The sequence below is a fragment of the Salmonella sp. 32120201201600049SM genome (assembly GCF_017572835.1).
GTDB classification, from domain to species: domain Bacteria; phylum Pseudomonadota; class Gammaproteobacteria; order Enterobacterales; family Enterobacteriaceae; genus Salmonella; species Salmonella enterica.
The window spans coordinates 17,535-41,420 of sequence record NZ_JAGESA010000005.1; the positions used below are offsets into that span (position 1 = coordinate 17,535).

29 protein-coding genes are annotated in these 23,886 nt (G+C 52.6%); 11 read left to right on the forward strand and 18 right to left on the reverse strand.

Translation table 11 applies throughout. The annotated features are described in order from the left end of the window. Positions 1-166 precede the first annotated feature (166 nt). Both msrA and J4650_RS12765 read left to right on the forward strand, forming a co-directional pair. Positions 167-805, forward strand: a complete 639-nt coding sequence (gene msrA, locus J4650_RS12760; RefSeq protein ID WP_000051468.1) for a peptide-methionine (S)-S-oxide reductase MsrA — start codon at positions 167-169, stop codon at positions 803-805. A gap of 182 nt (positions 806-987) precedes the next feature. Then, positions 988-2,331 carry a hemolysin family protein gene (locus J4650_RS12765; RefSeq protein WP_000934972.1) on the forward strand — a complete coding sequence of 448 codons (1,344 nt, stop codon included), beginning with the start codon at positions 988-990 and terminating at the stop codon, positions 2,329-2,331. 83 nt (positions 2,332-2,414) lie between these two features. On the opposite strand, the gene J4650_RS12770 is transcribed toward J4650_RS12765, so the two are convergent. Next, on the reverse strand, positions 2,415-2,621 hold the full coding sequence (locus J4650_RS12770; protein ID WP_000689229.1) for a DUF1107 domain-containing protein: 207 nt from the start codon (positions 2,619-2,621) through the stop codon (positions 2,415-2,417). 326 nt (positions 2,622-2,947) lie between these two features. On the opposite strand from J4650_RS12770, the gene J4650_RS12775 reads away from it, so the two are divergent. After that, positions 2,948-3,505 carry a YtfJ family protein gene (locus tag J4650_RS12775; protein WP_000175302.1) on the forward strand — a complete coding sequence of 186 codons (558 nt, stop codon included), beginning with the start codon at positions 2,948-2,950 and terminating at the stop codon, positions 3,503-3,505. On the opposite strand, the gene cysQ is transcribed toward J4650_RS12775, so the two are convergent. Then, positions 3,495-4,235, reverse strand: a complete 741-nt coding sequence (gene cysQ, locus J4650_RS12780) for a 3'(2'),5'-bisphosphate nucleotidase CysQ (protein WP_000893398.1) — start codon at positions 4,233-4,235, stop codon at positions 3,495-3,497. The two genes, J4650_RS12775 and cysQ, sit on opposite strands and share 11 nt — an antisense overlap. 267 nt (positions 4,236-4,502) lie before the next feature. On the opposite strand from cysQ, the gene J4650_RS12785 reads away from it, so the two are divergent. Next, complete coding sequence (locus tag J4650_RS12785) at positions 4,503-6,446, forward strand: bifunctional 2',3'-cyclic-nucleotide 2'-phosphodiesterase/3'-nucleotidase (protein ID WP_023993518.1); 1,944 nt, start codon at positions 4,503-4,505, stop codon at positions 6,444-6,446. A gap of 57 nt (positions 6,447-6,503) precedes the next feature. Here J4650_RS12785 and J4650_RS12790 read toward each other — a convergent pair whose 3' ends face one another. Next, complete coding sequence (locus tag J4650_RS12790) at positions 6,504-6,890, reverse strand: helix-turn-helix domain-containing protein (protein ID WP_001201295.1); 387 nt, start codon at positions 6,888-6,890, stop codon at positions 6,504-6,506. 87 nt (positions 6,891-6,977) lie between these two features. On the opposite strand from J4650_RS12790, the gene J4650_RS12795 reads away from it, so the two are divergent. The 3 genes from J4650_RS12795 to ytfE all read left to right on the forward strand — a co-directional run bounded on the left by J4650_RS12795 (position 6,978) and on the right by ytfE (position 9,637). Then, positions 6,978-7,826 (forward strand): SDR family oxidoreductase, encoded by an 849-nt coding sequence (locus J4650_RS12795; RefSeq protein WP_023993519.1) that lies wholly within the window; start codon positions 6,978-6,980, stop codon positions 7,824-7,826. An 80-nt stretch (positions 7,827-7,906) separates the two neighbouring features. Then, the gene (locus tag J4650_RS12800) at positions 7,907-8,872 is read left to right on the forward strand and encodes a DMT family transporter (RefSeq protein ID WP_000623273.1); all 966 of its coding nucleotides are present in this window, start codon (positions 7,907-7,909) and stop codon (positions 8,870-8,872) included. Between the two features lie 102 nt (positions 8,873-8,974). Next, complete coding sequence (ytfE, locus tag J4650_RS12805; protein WP_000331471.1) at positions 8,975-9,637, forward strand: iron-sulfur cluster repair protein YtfE; 663 nt, start codon at positions 8,975-8,977, stop codon at positions 9,635-9,637. 111 nt (positions 9,638-9,748) lie between these two features. Here ytfE and cycA read toward each other — a convergent pair whose 3' ends face one another. Together cycA and fklB are read right to left on the reverse strand one after the other, a co-directional pair. After that, a complete protein-coding gene (gene cycA / locus J4650_RS12810) occupies positions 9,749-11,158 on the reverse strand; it encodes a D-serine/D-alanine/glycine transporter (RefSeq protein WP_000228322.1) in 1,410 nt (469 codons plus the stop codon). A gap of 295 nt (positions 11,159-11,453) precedes the next feature. Then, a complete protein-coding gene (fklB, locus tag J4650_RS12815; RefSeq protein ID WP_023993520.1) occupies positions 11,454-12,074 on the reverse strand; it encodes an FKBP-type peptidyl-prolyl cis-trans isomerase in 621 nt (206 codons plus the stop codon). 219 nt (positions 12,075-12,293) lie between these two features. Here fklB and J4650_RS12820 point away from each other — a divergent pair, with 219 nt between their 5' ends. Then, a complete protein-coding gene (locus tag J4650_RS12820; protein WP_001119448.1) occupies positions 12,294-12,929 on the forward strand; it encodes an OapA family protein in 636 nt (211 codons plus the stop codon). A gap of 49 nt (positions 12,930-12,978) precedes the next feature. Here J4650_RS12820 and J4650_RS12825 read toward each other — a convergent pair whose 3' ends face one another. The 6 genes from J4650_RS12825 to J4650_RS12850 all read right to left on the reverse strand — a co-directional run bounded on the left by J4650_RS12825 (position 12,979) and on the right by J4650_RS12850 (position 15,769). Further along, on the reverse strand, positions 12,979-13,905 hold the full coding sequence (locus J4650_RS12825) for a DMT family transporter (protein ID WP_000381066.1): 927 nt from the start codon (positions 13,903-13,905) through the stop codon (positions 12,979-12,981). Positions 13,906-14,052: 147 nt separating this feature from the next. After that, positions 14,053-14,502 (reverse strand): 50S ribosomal protein L9, encoded by a 450-nt coding sequence (gene rplI, locus J4650_RS12830; protein WP_001196059.1) that lies wholly within the window; start codon positions 14,500-14,502, stop codon positions 14,053-14,055. Positions 14,503-14,543: 41 nt separating this feature from the next. After that, positions 14,544-14,771 carry a 30S ribosomal protein S18 gene (rpsR, locus tag J4650_RS12835; protein ID WP_000135199.1) on the reverse strand — a complete coding sequence of 76 codons (228 nt, stop codon included), beginning with the start codon at positions 14,769-14,771 and terminating at the stop codon, positions 14,544-14,546. A 4-nt stretch (positions 14,772-14,775) separates the two neighbouring features. Then, complete coding sequence (gene priB, locus J4650_RS12840) at positions 14,776-15,090, reverse strand: primosomal replication protein N (RefSeq protein WP_001519453.1); 315 nt, start codon at positions 15,088-15,090, stop codon at positions 14,776-14,778. Between the two features lie 6 nt (positions 15,091-15,096). Next, positions 15,097-15,492 (reverse strand): 30S ribosomal protein S6, encoded by a 396-nt coding sequence (gene rpsF, locus J4650_RS12845; RefSeq protein ID WP_001216673.1) that lies wholly within the window; start codon positions 15,490-15,492, stop codon positions 15,097-15,099. 70 nt (positions 15,493-15,562) lie between these two features. Further along, a complete protein-coding gene (locus J4650_RS12850) occupies positions 15,563-15,769 on the reverse strand; it encodes a hypothetical protein (RefSeq protein ID WP_001541376.1) in 207 nt (68 codons plus the stop codon). A 193-nt stretch (positions 15,770-15,962) separates the two neighbouring features. Between J4650_RS12850 and yjfY the strand changes: the two genes are divergently transcribed. Then, positions 15,963-16,238, forward strand: a complete 276-nt coding sequence (gene yjfY, locus J4650_RS12855) for a DUF1471 family protein YjfY (RefSeq protein WP_001529484.1) — start codon at positions 15,963-15,965, stop codon at positions 16,236-16,238. Between the two features lie 128 nt (positions 16,239-16,366). Here yjfY and J4650_RS12860 read toward each other — a convergent pair whose 3' ends face one another. Genes J4650_RS12860 through ulaA form a run of 6 tightly spaced genes read right to left on the reverse strand, consistent with a single transcriptional unit; the run spans position 16,367 to position 20,773 of the window. Then, positions 16,367-17,053: an L-ribulose-5-phosphate 4-epimerase gene (locus J4650_RS12860; RefSeq protein WP_001170771.1), complete on the reverse strand. Its 687-nt coding sequence runs from the start codon at positions 17,051-17,053 to the stop codon at positions 16,367-16,369. Continuing rightward, on the reverse strand, positions 17,053-17,907 hold the full coding sequence (gene ulaE, locus J4650_RS12865; RefSeq protein WP_000949531.1) for an L-ribulose-5-phosphate 3-epimerase UlaE: 855 nt from the start codon (positions 17,905-17,907) through the stop codon (positions 17,053-17,055). Before ulaE ends, J4650_RS12860 begins: the two co-directional genes overlap by 1 nt. Positions 17,908-17,916: 9 nt before the next feature. Next, positions 17,917-18,567 (reverse strand): 3-keto-L-gulonate-6-phosphate decarboxylase UlaD, encoded by a 651-nt coding sequence (gene ulaD / locus J4650_RS12870; RefSeq protein ID WP_000056761.1) that lies wholly within the window; start codon positions 18,565-18,567, stop codon positions 17,917-17,919. 13 nt (positions 18,568-18,580) lie between these two features. Beyond that, positions 18,581-19,045, reverse strand: coding sequence for a PTS ascorbate transporter subunit IIA (ulaC, locus tag J4650_RS12875; protein ID WP_000776531.1), 465 nt, complete (start codon positions 19,043-19,045; stop codon positions 18,581-18,583). Positions 19,046-19,054: 9 nt separating this feature from the next. After that, positions 19,055-19,360 carry a PTS ascorbate transporter subunit IIB gene (gene ulaB / locus J4650_RS12880; protein WP_000218362.1) on the reverse strand — a complete coding sequence of 102 codons (306 nt, stop codon included), beginning with the start codon at positions 19,358-19,360 and terminating at the stop codon, positions 19,055-19,057. A gap of 15 nt (positions 19,361-19,375) precedes the next feature. Continuing rightward, positions 19,376-20,773 (reverse strand): PTS ascorbate transporter subunit IIC, encoded by a 1,398-nt coding sequence (gene ulaA / locus J4650_RS12885; protein ID WP_000404876.1) that lies wholly within the window; start codon positions 20,771-20,773, stop codon positions 19,376-19,378. A 362-nt stretch (positions 20,774-21,135) separates the two neighbouring features. On the opposite strand from ulaA, the gene ulaG reads away from it, so the two are divergent. Together ulaG and ulaR are read left to right on the forward strand one after the other, a co-directional pair. After that, the gene (ulaG, locus tag J4650_RS12890) at positions 21,136-22,200 is read left to right on the forward strand and encodes an L-ascorbate 6-phosphate lactonase (RefSeq protein ID WP_000049161.1); all 1,065 of its coding nucleotides are present in this window, start codon (positions 21,136-21,138) and stop codon (positions 22,198-22,200) included. A 104-nt stretch (positions 22,201-22,304) separates the two neighbouring features. Next, on the forward strand, positions 22,305-23,060 hold the full coding sequence (ulaR, locus tag J4650_RS12895) for an HTH-type transcriptional regulator UlaR (protein WP_000133618.1): 756 nt from the start codon (positions 22,305-22,307) through the stop codon (positions 23,058-23,060). Here the strand turns inward: ulaR and yjfP are convergent. After that, a complete protein-coding gene (gene yjfP / locus J4650_RS12900) occupies positions 23,057-23,806 on the reverse strand; it encodes an esterase (protein WP_000560313.1) in 750 nt (249 codons plus the stop codon). The genes ulaR and yjfP overlap by 4 nt on opposite strands. Positions 23,807-23,886: the final 80 nt, after the last annotated feature.

Consider the following 23,886-nt stretch of genomic DNA (forward strand, 5'->3'; position numbering starts at 1 on the left):
CTACCGCTCCGCGGCTTAACATAAAATCAACAATTTCGATTGAAAAGCAGACGACTGCCCAAATATTTCTTATGGTTAAATCCAGATACATTAATGTTGTTATTGTGTGCAAAGATGCGTCTCGTTACAACCTTAACGCCAATTAACGCTTTCGGGAGAATAGCTCATGAGTTTATTTGATAAAAAACATCTGGTTACTCAAGCAGATGCGTTACCAGGACGCAACACCCCGATGCCGATCGCCACTCTGCATGCGGTAAATGAACACTCTATGACCAATGTCCCTGCCGGGATGGAGATCGCCTACTTCGCTATGGGCTGTTTCTGGGGCGTAGAACGTTTATTCTGGCAATTGCCCGGCGTATATAGCACCGCGGCAGGGTATGCAGGCGGTTACACGCCTAATCCAACCTACCGGGAAGTCTGCTCCGGGCAGACCGGCCATGCCGAAGCAGTACGGATAGTGTACGATCCTGCCGTTATCCGTTATGAGCAGCTTTTACAGACCTTCTGGGAAAATCACGATCCGACGCAGGGGATGCAACAGGGTAACGATCACGGTACGCAATACCGTTCTGCGATTTATCCCTTAACGCCGGAACAGAATGCCGCCGCTCACGCCAGTCGCGAGCGCTTTCAGTCGGCAATGACCGCCGCCGGAGACCATCGCCCTATTACCACGGAAATCGCCCATGCGACGCCGTTTTACTACGCCGAGGATGAACACCAACAGTATCTGCACAAAAATCCATACGGTTACTGCGGGATTGGCGGGATCGGCGTTTGCCTGCCGCCTGACGCGTGACGACGCAGGCGTAGGGGGAACTTGTCGGAGTTGAAAATGAACCCTCTGGCGACTTTACAGTAGCTTACGCTATACTAGCCCTGAACTTATCGGCTCACTGCTACGAGCCGGTTTTCATTAAACGTTACCACACGGATTTATAAACTTCCCTTCCGAGGATCTGGCGTTTCGCCGGATAAGATATGTTAAACAGTATATTCATTATATTCTGCCTGATCGCTGTAAGTGCGTTCTTCTCCATCTCCGAGATCTCGCTTGCCGCATCACGTAAGATTAAACTTAAGTTATTAGCTGATGAAGGCAGTATCAACGCACAACGCGTATTGAAAATGCAGGAAAATCCCGGCATGTTTTTCACCGTTGTGCAAATTGGCCTGAACGCCGTCGCTATTCTTGGCGGTATCGTCGGCGATGCGGCATTTTCGCCCGCCTTTTCCGCCCTTTTCTCGCACTATATGTCGCCAGAACTCTCCGAGCAGCTGAGCTTTATTCTCTCCTTCTCGCTGGTGACGGGGCTGTTTATCCTGTTCGCGGATTTAACCCCGAAACGCATCGGTATGATTGCGCCAGAAGCTGTGGCTTTGCGTATCATCAACCCGATGCGCTTCTGCCTGTTCGTTTTTCGCCCGCTGGTGTGGCTGTTTAACGGCATGGCAAACAACATCTTCCGCCTGTTCAAAATTCCAATGGTGCGGAAAGACGACATTACTTCTGATGATATTTACGCAGTGGTGGAAGCCGGCGCGCTGGCGGGCGTCTTGCGCAAGCAAGAGCACGAACTAATTGAAAATGTGTTTGAACTTGAATCCCGCACCGTACCGTCTTCTATGACATCGCGCGAAAGTATCATCTGGTTTGATCTGCACGAAGACGAACAAAGCCTGAAGAAAAAGGTCGCCGAACATCCGCACTCAAAATTTTTGGTGTGTAATGAAGATATCGACCACATCATTGGCTATGTAGACTCCAAAGATCTGCTGAATCGCGTGCTGGCGAACCAAAGTATGGCGCTGAATAGCGGCGTGCAAATTCGCAATACCTTGATTGTGCCGGATACGCTGACCCTTTCTGAGGCGCTGGAAAGTTTCAAAACGGCGGGTGAGGATTTCGCGGTCATTATGAATGAATACGCGCTGGTCGTCGGTATCATTACGCTGAACGATGTGATGACCACGCTAATGGGTGACCTGGTCGGCCAGGGACTGGAAGAGCAAATTGTGGCGCGCGATGAAAATTCCTGGCTGGTTGACGGCGGCACGCCGATTGACGACGTCATGCGCGTACTGGATATCGATGAGTTTCCGCAATCCGGCAACTATGAAACCATTGGCGGCTTTATGATGTTTATGCTGCGCAAGATCCCAAAACGTACTGATTCGGTGAAGTTTTCCGGCTACAAATTTGAAGTGGTGGATATCGACAACTACCGTATCGATCAGTTGCTGGTGACGCGTCTCGACAATAAAAGCAACGTACCGGCACCGAAACTGCCCGATGCAAAAGACAAAGAAGACAGCGCGGCCTGAAATCCGTTTGCCAGAAACATCAACGGCTCCTGATTCAGGAGCCGTTTTTTTTACTTTTTTAACCTACTGCATAGCACTTTTGGTTACGCCATCTCAGTTTGCAGACGCATAACCTGACGGTTAACTTCAGACATCACAGACAAGTGCTGCTTGTCTCTCACTTTTGGGATAAGAATCTTACCCTTATCGAACTCAAAAGCGCCAACATCCTTGATATATAACCGTCCACGGAACAGGATCTTCACGTACTTCGCCACCTGTAGCGGGTTGTAGCGTTGGAAAATTTTCATTGTTGTCTCCTGCAGAGTATTACGCCCTTGCGGTGCCACAATCGGCCCAACAGTTTTAAGGCGCAAATTTTAATGCCATATGACTATAGACCATATCTACGTCGTTTCCAGTGTGCATAAGTATATTTACCTTTTGATTACAGTTATTCAGAATTATCTAAACATCAGCTCATTTTTCTCAGTATATGCCTTCATTTTTCACAGGAAGTGTGCGCCCGCCCGCAAACTGGCATCCCCTTTGCGGGAAAAAGCATCAATCGCACATATGATTAACTATCGGCCCAAAGTGGTCGGATCACCTGCAAAAAAATAAAGAAGGAATGACCATGACCCTACGTAAAATTCTGGCGATGTCGTGTCTGCTACTCCCCATAATGGCTTGTGCGCATAACCTTGAAGTTAACCAACGGGTGCCGCCGGTAGGCATTGCCGACCGTGGCGAACTGACGTTGAATAAAGATGAGTTTAGTTATAAAAACTGGAATAGCGCGCAGCTGGCGGGAAAAGTGCGCGTCCTGCTGCACATTGCGGGTCGAACGTCAGCGAAGGAAAAAAACGCCACGCTGATTGAAGCGATTAAATCCGCCGGGCTTCCGCATGACAGATACCAGACGACCACAATTGTGAACACCGATGATGCGATCCCAGGCTCCGGTATGTTCGTGCGTAGCAGTATAGAAAGTAATAAAAAGCTCTACCCGTGGTCGCAATTTATTGTCGACAGCAATGGCGTGGCGCGTAACGCCTGGCAATTAAAAGAAGAGGGGTCCGCCGTCATCGTGCTTGACAAAGACGGTCGGGTTCAATGGGTGAAAGATGGCGCGTTAACCCAGCAAGAGGTACAGCAGGTGGTCGACCTGCTGCATAAGCTCCTCAGTAAATAGTCACCCGGAAGCCGGGGTTAAGGAACGATTCACGAGGGGTATAGTCCAGCGTTTTTCCCTGCCAGTCGTGAACGTGCGCCCCGGCTGCAACAGCAATGGCATGACCTGCGGCCGTATCCCAGACGCTGGTCGGCCCAAATCTGGGGTAAAGCTGTGCCTGGCCTTCCGCCACAAGGCAGAATTTCAGCGAGGAACCAATAGAGGTTGTCTGATGTTCGCCAAGCTGTTGGAGATATTCGGTGAGTTCATCATCCGTATGCGAACGGCTAATCACCACCAGCGGCGGGCGGGCATCCCGGACCTGAATCTGCTTACGCACCCCGCACTCCTCTTTCCAGGCCTTACCTTCCGCCGCGTAGTACATCACTTTCAGCACCGGCGCATAGACCACGCCCAACACCGGCTTGCCCTGCTCAATCAGCGCGATATTGACCGTGAATTCGCCATTGCGCTTGATGAACTCCTTGGTGCCGTCGAGCGGATCGACCAGCCAGTAACGCTGCCAGTGCTGGCGCACTTCCCAGGCAGGCGGATCTTCTTCTGAAAGCACCGGAATATCCGGCGTGAGCGTGCGTAACCCTTCGAGAATCACGGTATGTGCGGCGATATCCGCCGCAGTGACTGGAGAATCGTCCTGCTTGCGGGCGTACTCCATCGGTTTGGCTCCATCATAAACCTGCATAATGGCATCGCCCGCGTTCCGTGCAAGCTGGCATACTTGTTCTAACATTCTCCACCTCTTTATGACAGGGGCGTTAACTCGTTGTTTTACTTATACCCGATCGTTAAGGGTTCCGCCAACTGTGATACCGTCAGCGGTTTTGATAATACCTTTCATGGCATGATTCACCCTTCTGTGAACACTCGCAAAAAATCGGCCGGATGGAGCGGTTTCGCCTTCTTCTGGCGACGGTCGGAACGATATCGGGTTTCACTGTTTATCATCGCTATTTTTCACTATCCGGCTTTTCTATTGCGTTCTTAAAAGGTGCCTCTGATGATTAAGTTTAGTGCAACGCTTCTGGCTACGCTGATCGCCGCCAGCGTGAATGCGGCCACCGTCGATCTCCGTATCATGGAAACTACTGATTTACATAGCAACATGATGGATTTCGATTATTACAAGGATACCGCAACCGAAAAATTCGGATTGGTACGTACCGCAAGTTTGATTCATGCCGCCCGAAATGAAGTCAAAAACAGCGTGCTGGTGGATAACGGCGACCTGATTCAGGGGAGCCCTCTGGGCGATTATATGGCGGCAAAAGGGCTCAAAAACGGTGATATTCACCCGGTCTATAAAGCGCTCAACACTCTGGATTACGCGGTTGGAAACCTCGGCAACCATGAGTTTAATTATGGTCTGGACTATCTGCATAACGCGCTGGCTGGCGCGAAATTCCCTTATGTTAACGCCAATATTATCGACGTTAAAACCCAAAAGCCGCTCTTTACGCCTTATCTGATTAAAGAGACGAACGTTATTGATAAAGACGGCAACCCGCAAACTCTTAAAATCGGCTATATCGGCTTTGTCCCGCCGCAAATCATGATTTGGGATAAAGCGAACCTGAGCGGCAAAGTTACCGTCAATGACATTACGGAAACCGCCCGGAAATATGTGCCCGAAATGCGCGAGAAAGGCGCAGATATCGTGGTAGTCATTGCTCATTCAGGCCTTTCTGCCGATCCGTACCACAGCATGGCGGAAAACTCGGTTTATTACCTCAGCGAAGTTCCCGGCGTCGACGCGATTATGTTTGGCCACGCTCACGCCGTCTTCCCCGGTAAAGATTTTGCCGACATCAAAGGCGCGGATATCGCCAAAGGTACGCTTAACGGCATTCCTGCGGTAATGCCTGGCATGTGGGGCGACCATCTGGGAGTGGTCGATCTGGCGCTCAATAACGACAGCGGCAAATGGCAGGTTACGCAGGCGAAAGCGGAAGCGCGGCCTATTTACGACGCCGCCGCTAAAAAGTCGCTGGCAGCGGAAGACAGTAAGCTGGTCGGTATTCTGAAAGCCGATCACGATGCCACCCGCGAGTTTGTCAGCAAGCCCATCGGTAAATCCGCCGATAACATGTACAGTTATCTTGCTCTGGTGCAGGACGATCCTACCGTACAGGTGGTGAATAACGCGCAAAAAGCGTATGTGGAACACTTTATTCAGGGCGATCCGGATCTGGCGAAACTGCCGGTGCTGTCCGCCGCCGCGCCGTTTAAAGTTGGCGGGCGTAAGAACGATCCTGCCAGTTTTGTCGAGGTGGAAAAAGGCCAGTTGACCTTCCGTAACGCCGCCGATCTTTATCTCTATCCGAATACGCTGGTGGTGGTGAAAGCCAGCGGCAAGGAGGTAAAAGAGTGGCTGGAATGTTCTGCCGGACAGTTTAATCAAATTGATATTCACAGCAACAAACCGCAATCGTTGATCAATTGGGATGGCTTTCGCACCTATAATTTCGATGTCATTGACGGCGTGAATTATCAAATCGATGTGTCACAGCCCGCCCGCTATGATGGCGAATGTCAGATGGTGAATCCGCAGGCAGAACGTATTAAAAACCTGACCTTTAAGGGTAAGCCTGTCGACCCGAACGCTACGTTCCTGGTCGCCACGAATAACTATCGCGCTTACGGCGGCAAGTTTGCCGGCACGGGCGACAGCCATATCGCCTTTGCGTCTCCGGATGAAAATCGCGCCGTGCTGGCGGCATGGATTGGCGCAGAGTCAAAACGCGCGGGCGAAATCCATCCGGCGGCGGATAATAACTGGCGTCTGGCGCCAATCCACAGCGATACGGCGCTGGATATCCGCTTTGAAACATCGCCAGGCGATAAAGCCGCTGCCTTCATTAAAGCGAAAGGGCAGTATCCGATGAAGAAGGTTGCCGTCGATGATATCGGTTTTGCCATTTATCAGGTGGATTTAAGCAAGTAACGTGTGTCCCGTATGGCGCTGCGTTTATTCGGCCTGACTGGCAGGCCGAATAAAGCGCTAGCCGCCATCTGATAAACGGTCCCGCTGCGCCAATACCTGGGGCAAATTCAGTTCTATCCAGTCCGCCAGCGCGGCGACTTTATCACTCACCTGCTCGCCAAGCGGCGTCAGGCTGTACTCCACATGCGGCGGAACAACTGGATATGACACCCGGTTGAGAAATCCGTCCTGTTCAAGCGCCTGTAACGACTGCGCCAGCATCTTTTCACTCACGCCTCCCATCTTGCGGCGCAGGTCGCTAAAACGGTGTGTACCGTCGCGTAACGCGACCAGAATCAGTACGCCCCAGCGACTGGTGACATGTTTTAACACCTCACGGGACGGGCACTGTTCAGCAAAGAGATTGCCTTCACGCAACTGCCGGGAAAGAGTATGAGCGCGCATTGATACTTACCTTTTTGTACGTACTTACTAAAAGTAAGTTTAGGTGGTAGCGTAATAAAACACAAGACCAACACTGAGGAGTTCACCATGATTGCTATCACTGGCGCAACAGGCCAACTGGGCCAACACGTTATTGAAAACCTGCTAAAAACGACGCCCGCCAGTCACCTCATCGCGATCGTCCGTAACCCGAAAAAAGCCGCCCCGCTCAGTCAGCGCGGGATTGCCGTTCGCCAGGCGGATTACGCTAACGAAGCCGCGCTGACCACCGCCTTACAGGGCGTTGATAAACTGCTGCTTATATCATCCAGCGAAGTGGGACAACGCACCGCGCAGCACCGCAACGTTATTCAGGCCGCCATTGCCGCGAAGGTGAAATTCATCGCCTATACCAGCCTGCTACATGCGGATAAATCGCCGCTGGCGCTCACCGATGAACATATTGAAACGGAAAAGATGCTGGCTGAGTCAGGTATTCCTCACACGCTATTACGTAACGGCTGGTATACGGAAAACTACCTGGCGAGCGTCCCTGCCGCGCTGAAACATGGCGTCTTTATTGGCGCGGCGGGAGAAGGGAAAATCGCCTCCGCAATGCGCGCTGACTATGCCGCCGCCGCCGCGCGCGTCATCCGTGAAGAGGGTCACGCCGGGAATGTCTACGAGCTGGCGGGTGATGGCGCCTGGACATTACGCCAGTTGGCGGATGAACTTACTCATCAGAGCGGAAAAAAAATCGTCTACCAGAACCTGAGCGAAGTCGATTTTGCCGCCGCGCTGAAAGGCGCAGGCCTGCCTGACGGACTGGCGGATATGTTGGCCAATTCTGACGCTGGCGCGGCGAAAGGCGGCCTGTTTGATGACAGCCATACGCTGCGTAAACTCATCGGTCGCCCGACGACGAGGCTCACAGAAAGCCTTCGCTCCGTACTGTAAGTGTTAAAATTTAGTTAATTTATGTAGCATCCTCATAGACCTTCTCTGATAATGGCAGAACGGTTTATGAGGAGAATCTGATGATTAGCGGCGTGCTATACGCCCTGCTGGCAGGGCTAATGTGGGGATTGATTTTCGTCGGCCCGTTAATCGTGCCGGATTACCCGGCCCTCTTACAGTCAATGGGGCGCTATCTGGCGCTGGGGCTGATTGCCCTGCCGATTGCCTGGTTAGGCCGCACGCGGTTACGCCAGTTGACGCGCAAAGACTGGTTCACCGCCCTGTCGCTGACTCTGATGGGCAATGTAATCTATTACGCCTGCCTCGCCAGCGCCATTCAGCGAACCGGCGCGCCGGTGTCGACGATGATCATCGGGACATTGCCGGTCGTCATTCCGCTTTTCGCTAACATTCTCTATAGCCAACGAGACGGCAGATTATCCTGGCGGCGTTTAGCGCCCGCGCTGGCGCTTATCGGTTTTGGCCTGCTGTGCGTCAATATTGCTGAACTTAGCCAGGGATTGTCCGATGTTAGCGGCTGGCGCTATGGTTCAGGCATTGTGCTGGCGCTGATTTCCGTAGCGTGCTGGGCATGGTATGCGCTGCGCAACGCCCGCTGGCTGCGGGAAAATCCCGACAAACATCCCATGATGTGGGCAACGGCGCAGGCGCTGGTTACGCTGCCGGTCTCGTTAATCGGCTATGCGGCGGTCTGTCTGTGGCTGAGTATCCAGAAACCGCTGTTTACCCTGCCCTTTGGCCCGCATCCCGCGCTGTTTATCGGTCTGATGATCGCCATCGCGGTGCTGTGTTCCTGGGTGGGCGCGCTGTGCTGGAATATCGCCAGCCAAAAATTGCCAACCGTTATTTTAGGGCCGCTGATTGTTTTTGAGACGCTGGCGGGACTGCTCTATACCTTCATTCTGCGCCAGGAAATCCCGCCATTCCTGACGTTAAGCGGCATTGCGCTCCTGGTAGCGGGCGTGGTCATTGCCGTGAGAGCGAAACCGGAAAAAGCGACCGTCGTTCCGGTCACGGAACGCTAATTTCATACTCGCTTAAATTATACGCACCCCGAAAGAGTTATAGCCTCGCCTTAAAGATGCATTTAAAATACAACTTATATTATTGCAAATGAGGTAACGGCTATGGCTTATCGCGATCAACCTTTAGGCGAACTGGCGCTCTCTATTCCCCGCGCATCGGCGCTGTTTCGCCAGTACGATATGGATTACTGCTGCGGCGGAAAACAGACGCTGGCGCGCGCCGCCGCGCGTCACGACGTCGATATTGACATTATTGAAGCGCAACTCGCGCAGTTGGCTGAACAGCCCATCGAAAAAGACTGGCGCGCCGTTCCGCTGGCGGACATTATTGACCATATCGTGGTGCGCTATCATGACCGACACCGCGAACAACTGCCGGAGCTTATCCTGCAGGCAACCAAAGTGGAACGCGTCCACGCGGATAAGCCAAACGTCCCACGCGGCCTGACAAAATATCTCACTGCGCTGCATGAAGAGCTTTCCAGCCATATGATGAAAGAAGAACAGATCCTGTTCCCAATGATCAAACAGGGTATGGGTCGCCAGGCAACGGGCCCGATAAGCGTAATGGAAAGCGAGCATGACGAGGCGGGAGAGCTGGTAGACGTCATCAAACACGTCACCCAAAATGTAACGCCGCCGCCAGAAGCCTGTACCACCTGGAAAGCGATGTATAACGGCATTAATGAGATGATTGATGATCTGATGGAGCACATCAGCCTGGAGAATAACGTGCTGTTCCCACGCGCGCTGGCCGGGGAATAATCACCAGCCGGGCATTTTGCCGGATGGCGGCTGTAAACTGCGCCTTATCCGGCCTACAAATCAACGCTACGCTGTAAGCCCGGTAAGCGCCAGCGCCACCGGGCAAAACAATTAACGCATTCCCGCCATCCGTTTCTTACCTATCAACAGCCAGCCCAGACCCAACGCGATAAACCACAGCGGCGTCACGATCAGCGCCTGGCGCGTATCGTCTTCCAGCGTCAGTAATACCAGCACGAACGCAAAGAACGCCATACAGACCCAGCACATCAGCTTACCGAGTGGCATCTTATAGATGGATTTTTCATGCAGGTGGGGACGCTTTTTGCGGTACACCAGGTATGAACACAGAATGATGGTCCAGACAAACATAAACAGGATAGCCGAAACCGTAGTGATCATGGTGAATGCGCCAATCACGCTCGGGTTGACCATCAGCATAACCACGCCGCCCAGCAGGCAGATACAGGAGAAGGTCAGGCCTTTCGCCGGTACCGCGCGTTTCGATAGCTTAGCGAACGCTTTTGGCGCCACGCCTTCTTGCGCCAGGCCAAACAGCATACGGCTGGTCGAGAAGACGCCGCTGTTGGCGGAAGACGCCGCCGAGGTCAGCACGACAAAGTTGATCACGCTCGCGGCGGCAGGCAGACCCACCAGTACAAACAGCTCAACAAACGGGCTCTTATCCGGCACCACGGAACTCCACGGCGTCACCGACATAATGACAATCAGCGCAAAGACGTAGAACATGATGATACGGATCGGTATTGAGTTAATCGCGCGCGGCAGCGATTTTTCCGGATCTTTAGTTTCAGCGGCGGTAGTACCGACCAGCTCAATGCCCACGAAGGCGAACACCGCAATCTGGAAACCAGCAAAGAACCCGCTAATACCTTTCGGGAACCAGCCGCCGTCATTCCACAGATGCGCGAAAGAGGCTTCAACGCCGGTCGGCGATTTAAAGTGCATCGCAATCATCACCAGCCCGACCACAATCAACGCCACGATGGCGACGATTTTGACCATAGCAAACCAAAATTCCATTTCACCAAACATTTTAACGGTGGCGAGGTTGAGGCTTAGCAGCAGGATCACTACCGCCAGCGAGGCGACCCAATCGGAAAGGCCGGGAAACCAGAACTGCGCGTAGGCGGTAATCGCCACCACGTCAGCCATACCGGTCACCACCCAGCAAAACCAGTACGTCCAGCCGGTGAAATATCCCGCCCAGGGGCCAAGCAGGTCGGACGCAAAATCGCTAAACGATTTATATTCCAGATTCGAGAGCAGCAATTCCCCCATGGCGCGCATCACGAAAAAAAGCATAAAACCGATGATCATATATACAAAAATGATCGACGGTCCGGCGAGACTGATCGTTTTACCCGATCCCATAAACAGACCGGTACCAATAGCGCCGCCAATAGCGATAAGCTGTATATGACGGTTTGTAAGATTGCGCCGTAGCGACTGTTCAGCCGGAGCCTGTTCGTCGGCTGCGACTTTTACCTGATCTACCATGTTTTTCTTCCTGTACCTGTCTGTGTTGTGCGGGCTCTACGGCCTTTGGTCTATGATACGACGATCCTGTTATCAGGACTCATCGATATTAGGTAAGAATCGGCGGGATGAATACTCAGATTCAAATACAATGTTAATTTTATGTTTAAAATGAGTGTTATATCACTTTGATAATGCGAATTAGCTCACAAAAATACACGTAACGACGCCATTTGCAAAATAAAATATTGGCATCTGCTGAAGTCAGGGTTGCCGGATAAGGCGTTTACGCCATCATCCGGCAAACCCGGGGCGCTTACAGAATTTCCAGCAGTTCCACCTCAAACACCAGGGTGCTGAATGGCGGAATAGATGCCCCGGCCCCACGCTCGCCATAGGCCAGCTCCTGTGGGATAGTCAGTTCCCATTTGGAACCTACCGGCATCAGAGTCAGCGCTTCAATCCAGCCGGCGATCACGCCATTTACCGGGAATTCAGCCGGTTCGCCGCGCGCGACGGAGCTGTCAAATACGGTGCCATCAATAAGCTTACCGGTGTAATGCACGCGTACGCGGTCGGTACGCGCCGGAATCGCGCCTTCACCATGCGTCAGAACGCGGAACTGTAAACCAGATTCAGTACTGTTCACACCGTCTTTTTCGCGGTTTTCTTCCAGGTATTTCACGCCTTCGGCCGCCATCGCTTTGAAACGCTCACGACGCACCGCGTCCGCACGCTCATGAATTTCACGCAGCGCACGATGCACCACATCAACAGGAACCGCCGGGTGTTTACCTTCCAGCGCATCAGCAATGCCTGCAACCAGCGCTTCAGGCAACAGCCCTTCAAGACCGGATTCGCTGAGCTGCTGCCCTACCTGCAAACCAATGCCGTAGCTCGCTTGCGCTTCAATAGTGTCAAAAGTCGGGGTGGCCATTATTTTTCCTTCATTGGATATCAAAAAAGTAGCGGGCAGCATAACAGCCACGCTTCTTCTGGTAAAACTTTGTCTCAGGGAGGATGACAAATCGCAGGGAAAAAGAAACAATAGATTATCCGTATTGATGTCACGAAAGCGGATAGCACTACCAGTATCATAGCGTTAGCCATCTATACTCTATGATTAAGGAACGAGATGCGGAGCAGGAGGTAAACCATGCCCGGGCGCTTTGAATTAAAACCAACCCTGGCGAAAATCTGGCACGCGCCGGATAATTTTCGCATCATGGAGCCGCTGCCGCCTATGCATCGTCGTGGCATTATCATTGCCGCTATCGTGCTGGTGATCGGTTTCCTGCTGCCCGCCAGCGAGACCAGCGACTCACCTGTCGTCACGCGGGAAGCGCAATTGGATCTGCAATCGCAATCACAGCCGCCGACGGAGGCCCAGCTTCAGGCGCAGCTGGTCGCGCCGCAAAACGATCCGGATCAGGTGGCGCCCGTTGCGCCGGAACCTATCCAGGAAGGCCAGCCGGAAGAACAAAACCAGCCGCAAACGCAGCCTTTCCAGCAGGATAGCGGCATCGGTCAACAGTGGCGCTCGTACCGGGTAGAGTCTGGTAAAACTCTGGCGCAACTGTTCCGTGACCACGGGCTGCCCCCGACAGACGTTTATGCAATGGCGCAGGTAGAAGGCGCTGGCAAACCGCTGAGTAACCTCAAAAATGGTCAAATGATTAAAATTCGCCAGAATGCCAGCGGGGTGGTGACAGGTTTAACGATAGATGGCGATAACGGTCAACAGGTGCTGTTTACGCGTCAGCCTGACGGCAGTTTTATTCGCGCACAGTAACGTCGGCTGCGCCTTACCCCGCCTGTACCCTATTCGTTCAGGTGAAGCATTACCGCTTCACCTTATTCACCCACCAAATCCCCGAACATACCAGCACCAGCGCAATCATGTATTTCCACTCCAGAATATTCTCGCCGAGAAAAATAGCCGAAAGGGCCGCGCCGGAAACCGGGATCAGAAAGTTAAACGGCGCAATCATCCCCACGCGGTTATATTTGAGTAAAATGCTCCATAGCGCAAAAGCGACCGACGAGAGTAACGTCAGGTAGACTAAAATCGCCACCGACGAGAAGCCATGTATCGTCAGCGTACCGCCAAAAGCGTAACCGCCAATGACCAGTACCAGACCGCCAATCCCCAATTGATAGCCAGTCATGACCATCGGATCGACCGTCTGCGAGAGACGTTTGCCATACAATGTGGCCGCAGAAAGAATAAACGCCGCCAGCACCACGGAGCCTTCTCCCGGCAGATTAAAGCTGAAATCCAGGCCGTTGCTGACGTTCACCGCCATGACGCCCGCAAAGCCCAGAATACAGCCGAGCGTTTTGTTGTAGCTCAATCGGTCGTTCTGATAAATAAAGTGCGCCAGCAATACGCTGAAGAATGTGCCTGTCGCGTTCATGATTGAGCCTTTCACGCCGGAGGTGAACGCAAGGCCGATATAGAAAAAGAGATATTGCAGCGACGTCTGAGTCAGCCCCAGTAACGTTAACTGAGCAAACTGGCGCGGACGAAACCGACCAATCGGTTTACGCTGAAGCAGCGCGAACAGTAGCAGCAACCCACCCGCAAACAAAAAACGATAACCAGCAAAAACAATTTTAGAAGGGATATCGTCGGTGGCTATCTGAAAGAGGTCATAACCGCTTTTGATGGCTGGATAAGCGCTGCCCCATAGCAGGCAACAAAATGCGGCACACACATAAACGACGTTTTTGCGGGCAAACGGGGAGGCCTGGCGTTGGGTATCCATTCTTTCACCAAGAAATTAAAATAATGTTTTATTTTTGATTATCGCGAAAAGAGGGGGAGATAGCCAGTCGAAAAGCGATGGGGTTAAAAAAGCAAAACGTCGGCGCTGGGCCGACGTTTCGTTGCTAGCAAAAACGAGAATGCCTGATTACTCAGCAACCACGTTGATGATAACTTTTGCGAATACTTCGCTGTGAACCTGGAAGTTCACTTCGTGTTCGCCAGTGGTACGCAGAACGCCGTTCGGCAGACGAACTTCGCTCTTAGCCACGTCAACGCCAGCCGCAGTCACAGCGTCAGCGATGTCGCGAGTACCGATGGAACCGAACAGTTTACCTTCGTCGCCTGCTTTAGACGCGATAGTAACGGTTTCCAGGGCGTTGATTTTCTCTGCGCGTGCATTTGCAGCAGCCAGAACGTCAGCCAGTTTAGCTTCCAGTTCAGCGCGACGTGCTTCGAAGTATTCAACGTTTTTCTTGGTAGCCGGAACAGCTTTACCCTTTGGTACCAGGAAGTTACGAGCATAGCCCGCTTTAACGTTAACCTGATCACCCAGGCTACCCAGGTTTGCTACTTTATCAAGCAGAATAACTTGCATTACCTTATCCTCTCAAAGTCGTATTAATGGACCGTGACCGATTACTGATGGCGATCAGTGTACGGCAGCAGAGACAGGTAGCGAGCGCGTTTGATAGCGCGAGCCAGCTGACGCTGGTATTTTGCACGGGTACCGGTGATACGGCTTGGGACAATCTTACCGCTTTCGGTGATGTAGTTTTTCAGCGTAGCGATATCTTTATAGTCGATCTCTTGAACGCCTTCCGCGGTGAAACGGCAGAACTTGCGACGACGGAAATAACGTGCCATATGGCTAGTCTCCAGAATCTATCAATTCAATCTGCTCGGCATGCAGAACCATTTTGCTCAGACCGTTCTTTGCCTTGTGGCAAGAAATAAACCCCTGAACGGTTATGCGGCTGCCGACCGTTATACTGTGAGTAATGGCCTGGTTTTCGTGTCCGCTAACAATAACGGGCATTTGGCACCACGCCTGCCGGTGAAAGCCGGCTTCCTCTTGCACAGAACGATGCTCAAGCACGAACTGGCAATGCGGAATTCCTGATGGACTGACCTTTCGAAGGGGGGCCCTGCACACGGTGCCGGACAACGCCAGACGGTTGGTCATCAGAAATTACTCTTCAGAATCCCCAGCTTCAGCATCATCTGCGGTTTCGTTAGCGAAATCATCGCGACGCTCACGGCGCTCGTCTTTCGCTTTAACCATCGGAGAGGCTTCGGTAACAGCGTGCTTAGTACGCATAACCATGCTGCGGATAACGGCATCGTTGAAGCGGAAGGTAGTTTCCAGCTCATCGATCACTTCCTGCGGCGCTTCAACGTTCATCAGAACGTAGTGCGCTTTGTGCAGCTTGTTGATCGGGTAAGCCAGCTGACGGCGGCCCCAGTCTTCCAGACGGTGGATCTTGCCTTCTGCGCCAGTGATGGCAGCAGAGTAACGCTCGATCATGCCCGGAACCTGTTCGCTCTGGTCAGGATGGACCATAAAAACGATTTCGTAATGACGCATCGAATTGCTCCTTACGGATTATTCAGCCTCCTGTCTGGGTCAGCCGCAGCCCATGGAGGCAAGGAACGTGTTAAAGGTCGGCTGAAAAATGACGCGTTATAATACTGGCGCCTGCGGGCAAACTCAAGGTGATTGTACAATTATTTATCGTGCCGAACGTAACGCCTGTCCCGTCGCATTTTGCTGCTGAGATATTAACTTCATATCGCATGCCACTATAAACAGCCTGTTGCGGCAGAGAAATTGACACTGTGGTCAGCGCACTTTTTTGCCACACAGGATTTCTTAAACATGGCGGCATACATCAATGGGTTGTTAATCAGGTAAAAAGCGACAATGCGATAATTTTTTGAACAACAGCATCAGAAAAGGTCGCCATCTCTGCGGCGGGTTATGGTTAAAATTAAACCAGAAGCGATTCACTAAAGGGGGATATCGCCAACCAGACCGCGCTGCTGAGGAGGTACTCTATGCGAGCCCGGATAATGTTATTTCTGGCTGCGCTTTTGCCTGGCATAACGGCAACGGCAGCCATCGAGTTAAATAATCATCAGGCCAGAAATATGGATGATGTGCGCAGCTTAGGCGTGATCTACATCAACCACAACTTCGCCACGGAAAGTGAAGCCAATCTGGCGCTGAATGAAGAGGCCGACGTGCGAAACGCAATGTATTATCACGTCATACTTATCCGGGAACCGGGTAGCAACGGCAATATACACGCCAGCGCGAATATTTATCGCTAGCATCAGGAAAACCAACGAAAAAGCCATAGTTGATTTGCCCCCTGAGCAGGGGGCTTTTTTCGCGGAAAGATGGCTCCGGAATTAGACCTGTGACATCCCGATAATATTCACATTCCGGAGCTCATACTTCACTTCTGCCCGTAATACGCATTCGGGCCATGCTTACGCATGAAGTGTTTATTCATCAGATAATCGTCGATGGGATTCAGCGCCGGGTTAATACCGCGCGCAATCCACGCCATTCGCGCCACTTCCTCCATGACCACCGCGTTATGTACCGCATCGTGCGCATCTTTCCCCCAGGCGAACGGCCCGTGTTGATACACGACAATGCCTGGCGTATGCAGCGGTTCCACCTCGCCCAGCGTTTCGATGATCACCTTGCCGGTGTTCAGCTCGTACTCGCCCTGCACTTCTTCTTCGCTTAACGCTCTGGTACAAGGAATATCGCCAAAGAAATAGTCCGCGTGCGTGGTGCCGAGCGCTGGAATAGCCATCCCCGCCTGCGCCCATGCCGTGGCGTGGGTGGAGTGGGTATGAACGACGCCGCCAAGCGACGGATAGCGTTGATACAGCGCCAGATGGGTAGCGGTATCGGAAGAAGGACGATAACGTCCCTCCACCACTTTGCCATCCATATCCACCACCACCATGTCATCTACCTTCATGGTTTCATAGGCGACACCGCTTGGCTTAATCACCACCAGCCCGCGTTCGCGATCGATAGCGCTGACGTTGCCCCAGGTAAAGGTCACCAGCCCATAACGGGGCAAATCCATGTTAGCGTCAAATACCTGCTGCTTGAGCTTTTGCATTATGCCGCCTCCACCAGACCGGCGCTGGCCATGCGCGCTTTCACCCAGTCACGCGCTTTCGCTACCTCTGCCGCCGGGTTCTCTGCTGTTTCGCTCCACATCTCAATCAGATAGGGCCCGCAATAGCCACTCTGTTTGAGCGTTGCAAAACAACTCTCGAAATCCACCACGCCTTCGCCAAACGGCACATTTTTGAACACGCCGGGTTTAGTATCTTTGACGTGTACCGCGACGATATGCCCGATTCCCGCCTGTAGCTCCATCTGTACGTCGTTATCCCAGGCAGACAGATTGCCGATATCCGGATAGAGCTGGAACCACGGGTTATTGAGGTAGTGAGCATAGCCCAGCGCTTTACTGATGGAATTCATCAGCGGGTAGTCCATGATCTCCATCGCCAGCGTCACCTGGGCGCGGCTGGCCATATCAACGCTCTCTTTTAACCCATCGCGGAAGCGGCAACGCGTTTCGTCGTTGGCCTGCTGATAGTAAACGTCGTACCCCGCCAGTTGAATGACGCGAATCCCGACGTCCTGCGCAAACTGAATCGCTTTACGCATAATCTCCAGCCCCTGCGCCCGTACCGCGTCATCTTCGCTACCGAGCGGAAAACGACGATGCGCGCTCAGACACATGGACGGCACACGCACGCCGGTTTCAGCAACCGCGCTCACCAGCGCCAGGCGCTGCTCGCGACTCCAGTCGAGCCGCGCCAGTCGGGCGTCGGTCTCGTCCACCGACATTTCAACGAAGTCAAAACCCAGCGTTTTCGCCAGCCGCAGGCGCTCCAGCCAGCACTCCCCGGCAGGGAGCGCTTTTTCATAGATGCCGAGCGGAATTTGTTTCGACAGCATAGCCGCTCCTTAGCCCCACAGTTGGGCAATGGAGCGTTTGAACTGCCGTGCGGCTTCTACCGGCGATTCGGCATCGCGAATGCTGCGCCCCGCGATAAAGACATGGATCGGAATGCCTTTGAACAGAGGCAGGTCTTCCAGCGCCAGTCCGCCGGTCACGGTCACTTTAAAGCCCATATCGGACAGCCGTTTAATCGCGGTAATATCCGCTTCACCCCACGCCACGCCTGCGGCCTGCGCGTCACGGCTGCGGTGATAAACCACCTGCTGAATACCCGCATCACGCCACTGCTGCGCCTGTTCCCAGGTCCAGTAACCGGTCAGTTCGATCTGCACGTCGCCGTTGAACTCTTTTGCCACATCCAGCGCGCCTTTTGCGGTGTTGATATCCGCACAGCAAATCACCGTCACCCAGTCCGCGTTGGCTTCGAAACACATACGGGAGAGGATTTTACCGGCATCGGCAATTTTGGCGTCCGCCAGCACGATTTTGTGCGGGTAAAGCGCTTTCAGATCGCGAACCGCACGCACGCCTTCGCCCACGCACAGAATGGTGCCCACTTCGATAATGTCGACTTCTTCGGCAATCAGGCGAGTGGTTTCATAGGCGCTATCCATAGTCTGGTTGTCCAGCGCGACCTGCAACATTGGTAATGACATTTTCAATTCCTTCTTAAGCTGCCGCGTTGGTGCGGTCAATGAGATCCAGGACTTCCTGCGCGGTGCGGCAGGCGCGTAAACGGTCAAAATTAGCTTCGTCTTCAAACAGGTTGACGATCTGCATGATGCCCACTTCCTGGTGAGTGTTGGCATCAACCGCCGCCATGGTGATCAGAATATCGACCGGGTCGTTATCTTCGTGGTTGAACTCCAGCGGCTTTTTCAGCGTCACCAGCGAAAAACCGGTTTTCTTCACCCCTTCTTCCGGGCGGCCATGCGGCATCGCCAGGCCGGGGGCAATCACAAAATAGGGGCCAAACTGCTCAACGCCATCGAGAATGGCCTGGTAATAGCGCGGCTCCACCACGTCGGCAGCCACCAGTAAATCGACGCCGATCTTGACGGCTTCCTGCCAGGTATTCGCTTCAGCCTGCAGGCGGATAGAATTATTCTCCGCCAGTGAATCACGTAATTTCATGTTGCATCCTTACTTCACGTCTTGCGGGAAATGTTCTTTGATCACTTCCAGCAGTTTCGGGCCGAAGTCAGCAGGAGAGAGCATGTTACGCACGCCAACCACATATTTGTTGCCGGTCACGGTGATTTCGCCCGCAATATGGGTAGAAGCGATGATGATATCCGCGCCGCTCAACTCGCTTTTGTACTCGCCAACCGCGCAGCTGTTTACCGTGTGGTCAATGTTTGATTGGGTTAAAAACTGGTCCACTTTCATTTTCATGATCATGGAACTGCCCTGTCCGTTGCCACACACAGCCAGAATACGTACGGTCATAATCAAAACTCCTTATTAAGCAGACTGTTCTGCCAGTTGTTTTTCTGCATCTTCTTCTGCGCGCAGTGCGCGGCCAGCGAAGAACATATAAGCCAGTGCAATTACAATGATGACGGCCATAAAGGCGATACCGAGGGAGAAGAAGCCCTGCATCATCGGCGGTGCCAGAATCGACCAGTCCGCCATACCCATCCAGGCGCTCATCCCCGTGAGTTTCACCGCCCAGACGCAACCAAAGATTTCGATCATCCCCATCACCAGACAAATCTTCAGCGCCGCACGCCAGCCGCCGAAGTGGTTAGCGAACACGCCGATAGTGGCGTTAGAGAAGAACATCGGGATAAAGCCAGGAATAATCAGGATCGAGGAGCCGCAGGCAACCAGGATGCCAACCGCAATCAGCTGACCGATGGTGCCCCACATAAAGCCCCAGACCACCGCGTTCGGCGCGAAGCTATAAATAGCGGCGCAGTCAATCGCCAGTACTGCGCCCGGAATCAGACGCTGGGAGATACCGTTAAACGCTTCAGAGAGCTCGGCGACAAACATACGCACGCCCTGAGTAATAATGAAAATCGCCACCGCAAAGGAGAAACCGGTTTGCAGGATGTAGACCGTCCAGTGCACTTTGCCCGCCATCGCCTGCACGGTGTCGATACCGAAGGAGAGCAGAATGGCACCAAAGAAGATGGTCATTACAATCGCCGTGGAGACGATGTTGTCATGGAAAATGTTCAGCCAGCCCGGCAGTTTGAGGTCTTCAACGCTTTCCTCTTTTTTGCCCAGGAACGGCGCGACTTTATAGGCAATCCAGGAAGCAAACTGCTGCTGGTGACCGATGGAGAAACCGCAGCCGTCCGTCACTTCCTGAGTCGGCTTGTACATCATGTTGGAGGTAATACCCCAGTACAGGGAAACCAGTATCGCCGTGCAGATAATGGTGGTCCACATGGAATAGCCGAAGATATAGAAAGAGACCGCAATCAGCCCCGCCTGCTGGAACATGATGTGCCCGGTCAACATGATGGTGCGAATACCGGTAATGCGTCGCAACAAGACGTAACAAATATTCAGCGCCAGCGCGAGCAACACCGCGTAGCCTACCCAACTATACGCATCACCCATCCGTTCGATCGTTGCCATCATCGAAGCATAGGTATCGGAAATCGCGCCGTTGATGCCGTAGACCTCAGACATTTTCGCCACCACCGGTTTAAAGGTGCTGGTCAGAATGCCGGACCCGGCCTGTAGCAGCATGAAACCAATGATGGTTTTGATCGTCCCTTTGATGATCACGCTGACGCTTTTACGCAGCAGGATATAGCCCAGGCAGGTCACAATACCCAGTAATAGCGGGGCATTGGTCATTACCTGATTAAAAAAAATGGTAAAGATGTTGTAGAGGATCTCCATAACGATCTCCGGTAGACAAGGTTGCTGAGTCACAGGCGCTCAGAATAATGTCCCTCCACTGTAATTTTCAAAAGTAATCACAACAAGATTGAATTTGATTAAATGTGACGTAGCGCGCAAATAATTAGCACACTTAATACATGGTTTACTTATAAATAACTCATTTCTTCATTAAAATAAGTAAAATCATAAAGATGAATACATCCCCATGACGCCAGAAAAGATTAAGTTTTCTTCTGGCTGCGTTCTCCTCTACCCAAAAGTCAAAAAATAGCCCATTGCCTTCTTGAGAAAATAGTGTCAGGATTAATCAAAACAAATCACGTTTTGAACTATTTTGAACAAACATGAAGGTAAATGCGATGAGTAAAGTACAAAGCATCACGCGTGAATCATGGATTCTGAGCACGTTTCCGGAGTGGGGAAGCTGGCTGAACGAAGAGATTGAGCAAGAGCAGGTCGCGCCGGGTACGTTCGCTATGTGGTGGCTGGGCTGTACCGGTATCTGGCTAAAATCTGAAGGCGGCACTAACGTATGCGTCGATTTCTGGTGCGGTACCGGTAAACAGAGCCACGGTAACCCGTTGATGAAAACCGGCCATCAGATGCAGCGTATGGCTGGCGTCAAAAAATTACAGCCTAACCTGCGCACCACGCCGTTTGTTCTCGATCCTTTCGCTATCCGTCAAATTGACGCCGTACTGGCGACCCATGACCATAACGATCACATTGACGTCAATGTCGCGGCTGCCGTAATGCAGAATTGCGCCGATGATGTTCCGTTTATCGGCCCGCAGACCTGCGTGGATTTATGGGTTGGCTGGGGCGTGCCGAAAGAACGCTGCATCGTGGTAAAACCGGGCGATGTCGTGAAAGTGAAAGATATTGAAATTCATGCGCTTGATGCCTTTGACCGCACCGCATTAATCACCCTGCCCGCCGATCAGAAAGCCGCTGGCGTACTGCCGGACGGCATGGATGTACGCGCGGTTAACTATCTGTTTAAAACGCCGGGCGGCAATCTCTATCACAGCGGCGATTCTCACTATTCCAACTACTACGCGAAACACGGCAACGAACATCAAATTGATGTCGCGCTCGGTTCTTACGGTGAAAACCCGCGCGGTATTACGGACAAAATGACCAGCGCGGATATTTTACGCATGGCGGAATCGCTGAATACCAAAGTGGTGATCCCGTTCCATCACGATATCTGGTCGAACTTCCAGGCCGATCCGCAAGAGATCCGCGTGTTATGGGAAATGAAGAAAGATCGCCTGAAGTATGGTTTTAAACCGTTTATCTGGCAGGTTGGCGGCAAGTTTACCTGGCCGCTGGATAAAGACAATTTCGAATACCACTATCCGCGTGGGTTTGACGATTGCTTTACCATTGAACCCGATCTACCGTTCAAATCCTTCCTGTGAGCCGATATCATGCCGGGATTACCCGGCATTTTTTCCATTTACTTTAGTATTTCCAGGCTATTTCAAATATCATCTTTTCAAATCAATTTGTATCGGAATAGCTCATGACTGAAGCACAAAGACATCAAATACTGCTGGATATGCTGGCACAGTTGGGCTTTGTTACCGTCGAAAACGTGATTGAGCGTCTGGGGATCTCCCCGGCGACAGCGCGCCGCGACATCAACAAGCTCGACGAAAGCGGGAAACTTAAAAAAGTGCGCAACGGCGCAGAGGCCATTACCCAACAGCGGCCCCGCTGGACGCCGATGAATCTGCACCAGGCGCAAAACCACGATGAAAAAGTACGCATCGCGAAAGCGGCGTCGCAGCTGGTAAACCCGGGTGAAAGCGTAGTGATTAACTGCGGCTCCACCGCTTTCCTGCTGGGGCGCGAAATGTGCGGGAAGCCGGTACAGATCATTACCAACTATCTGCCGCTGGCGAATTATCTGATCGATCAAGAGCATGACAGCGTGATTATCATGGGTGGTCAGTATAATAAAAGCCAGTCGATTACCCTGAGCCCGCAGGGAAGTGAAAACAGTCTCTATGCTGGCCACTGGATGTTTACCAGCGGAAAGGGCTTAACCGCGGATGGCCTGTACAAGACCGATATGCTAACCGCCATGGCGGAACAAAAAATGCTCAGCGTCGTCGGGAAACTGGTCGCGCTGGTCGATAGCAGTAAAATTGGCGAGCGCGCGGGAATGCTGTTCAGCCGCGCCGATCAGATCGCTATGCTGATTACCGGCAAAAATGCCAATCCGCAGGTTTTGCAACAGCTTGAAGCCCAGGGTGTAAGCATACTCCGCGTTTAAAGATGCTGTCGGAAAAACGCTACCGTCGCCGACAACGCTTCTGGCGTAATGCGATGCCGCACGCCTGCGGCCCATAAACAGGTCACATGCTTATCCAGCTTCGCCGCGGCGAGTGCCTGCTGGAGCCGGAAGGTTTCGATAGCAGGCACCACGTCATCCTCCTGACCATGCCACAACAGAAGCGGCCTGTCGGCCAGTCGCTCTAACTGGTGTGTGACTTCCCATTCACGTAGCGGCGCGATGATATTGTCGAATTCCGCCTGCTGTACTGGGTTCTGCGGGGATAACGGCGGGAAAAGCGTCCGGGCGAGCCCGGTAAAATAGCCCGACCCCATTAAACTGGCCCCGCATTTTACCTCACGGTGACGCGTCATAATGCCCAGCGCCGTCATACCGCCCATGGATGCGCCGCCCACCGCCAACCGCCCGTCAAGTAGCCAGTTTTCCGCCTGAATCGCCGCACGTAACGTCGTAAATTCCTGCATGTTTTGGTGCAGAATCTGCCAGAATCGGTGTATTCGTCCCTGTGAGTCGCCGCCGAAGCGAGCGCCATGCTCCGGCGCATCCGGCATGACTACCCGGAATCCTGCCTGTGCCAGGGCAACGGCAAAATAACTATAAACCAGGCTGGAGGAGGTGAAGCCATGATAGAACACCACACAGGGAAGCGGCACGGCGCGTCTCCCTTCCGGGAAGGCATGTAGTACGACGCCTCCGGCTAATTGTCGTGTTTCAATCGCTATCATTATTCTCTCCTTTTTATCCGGTATGCCACGGAGAAATACTTAACGCAAGTTTATGGATAGCGCAATAATTCATAATGTTT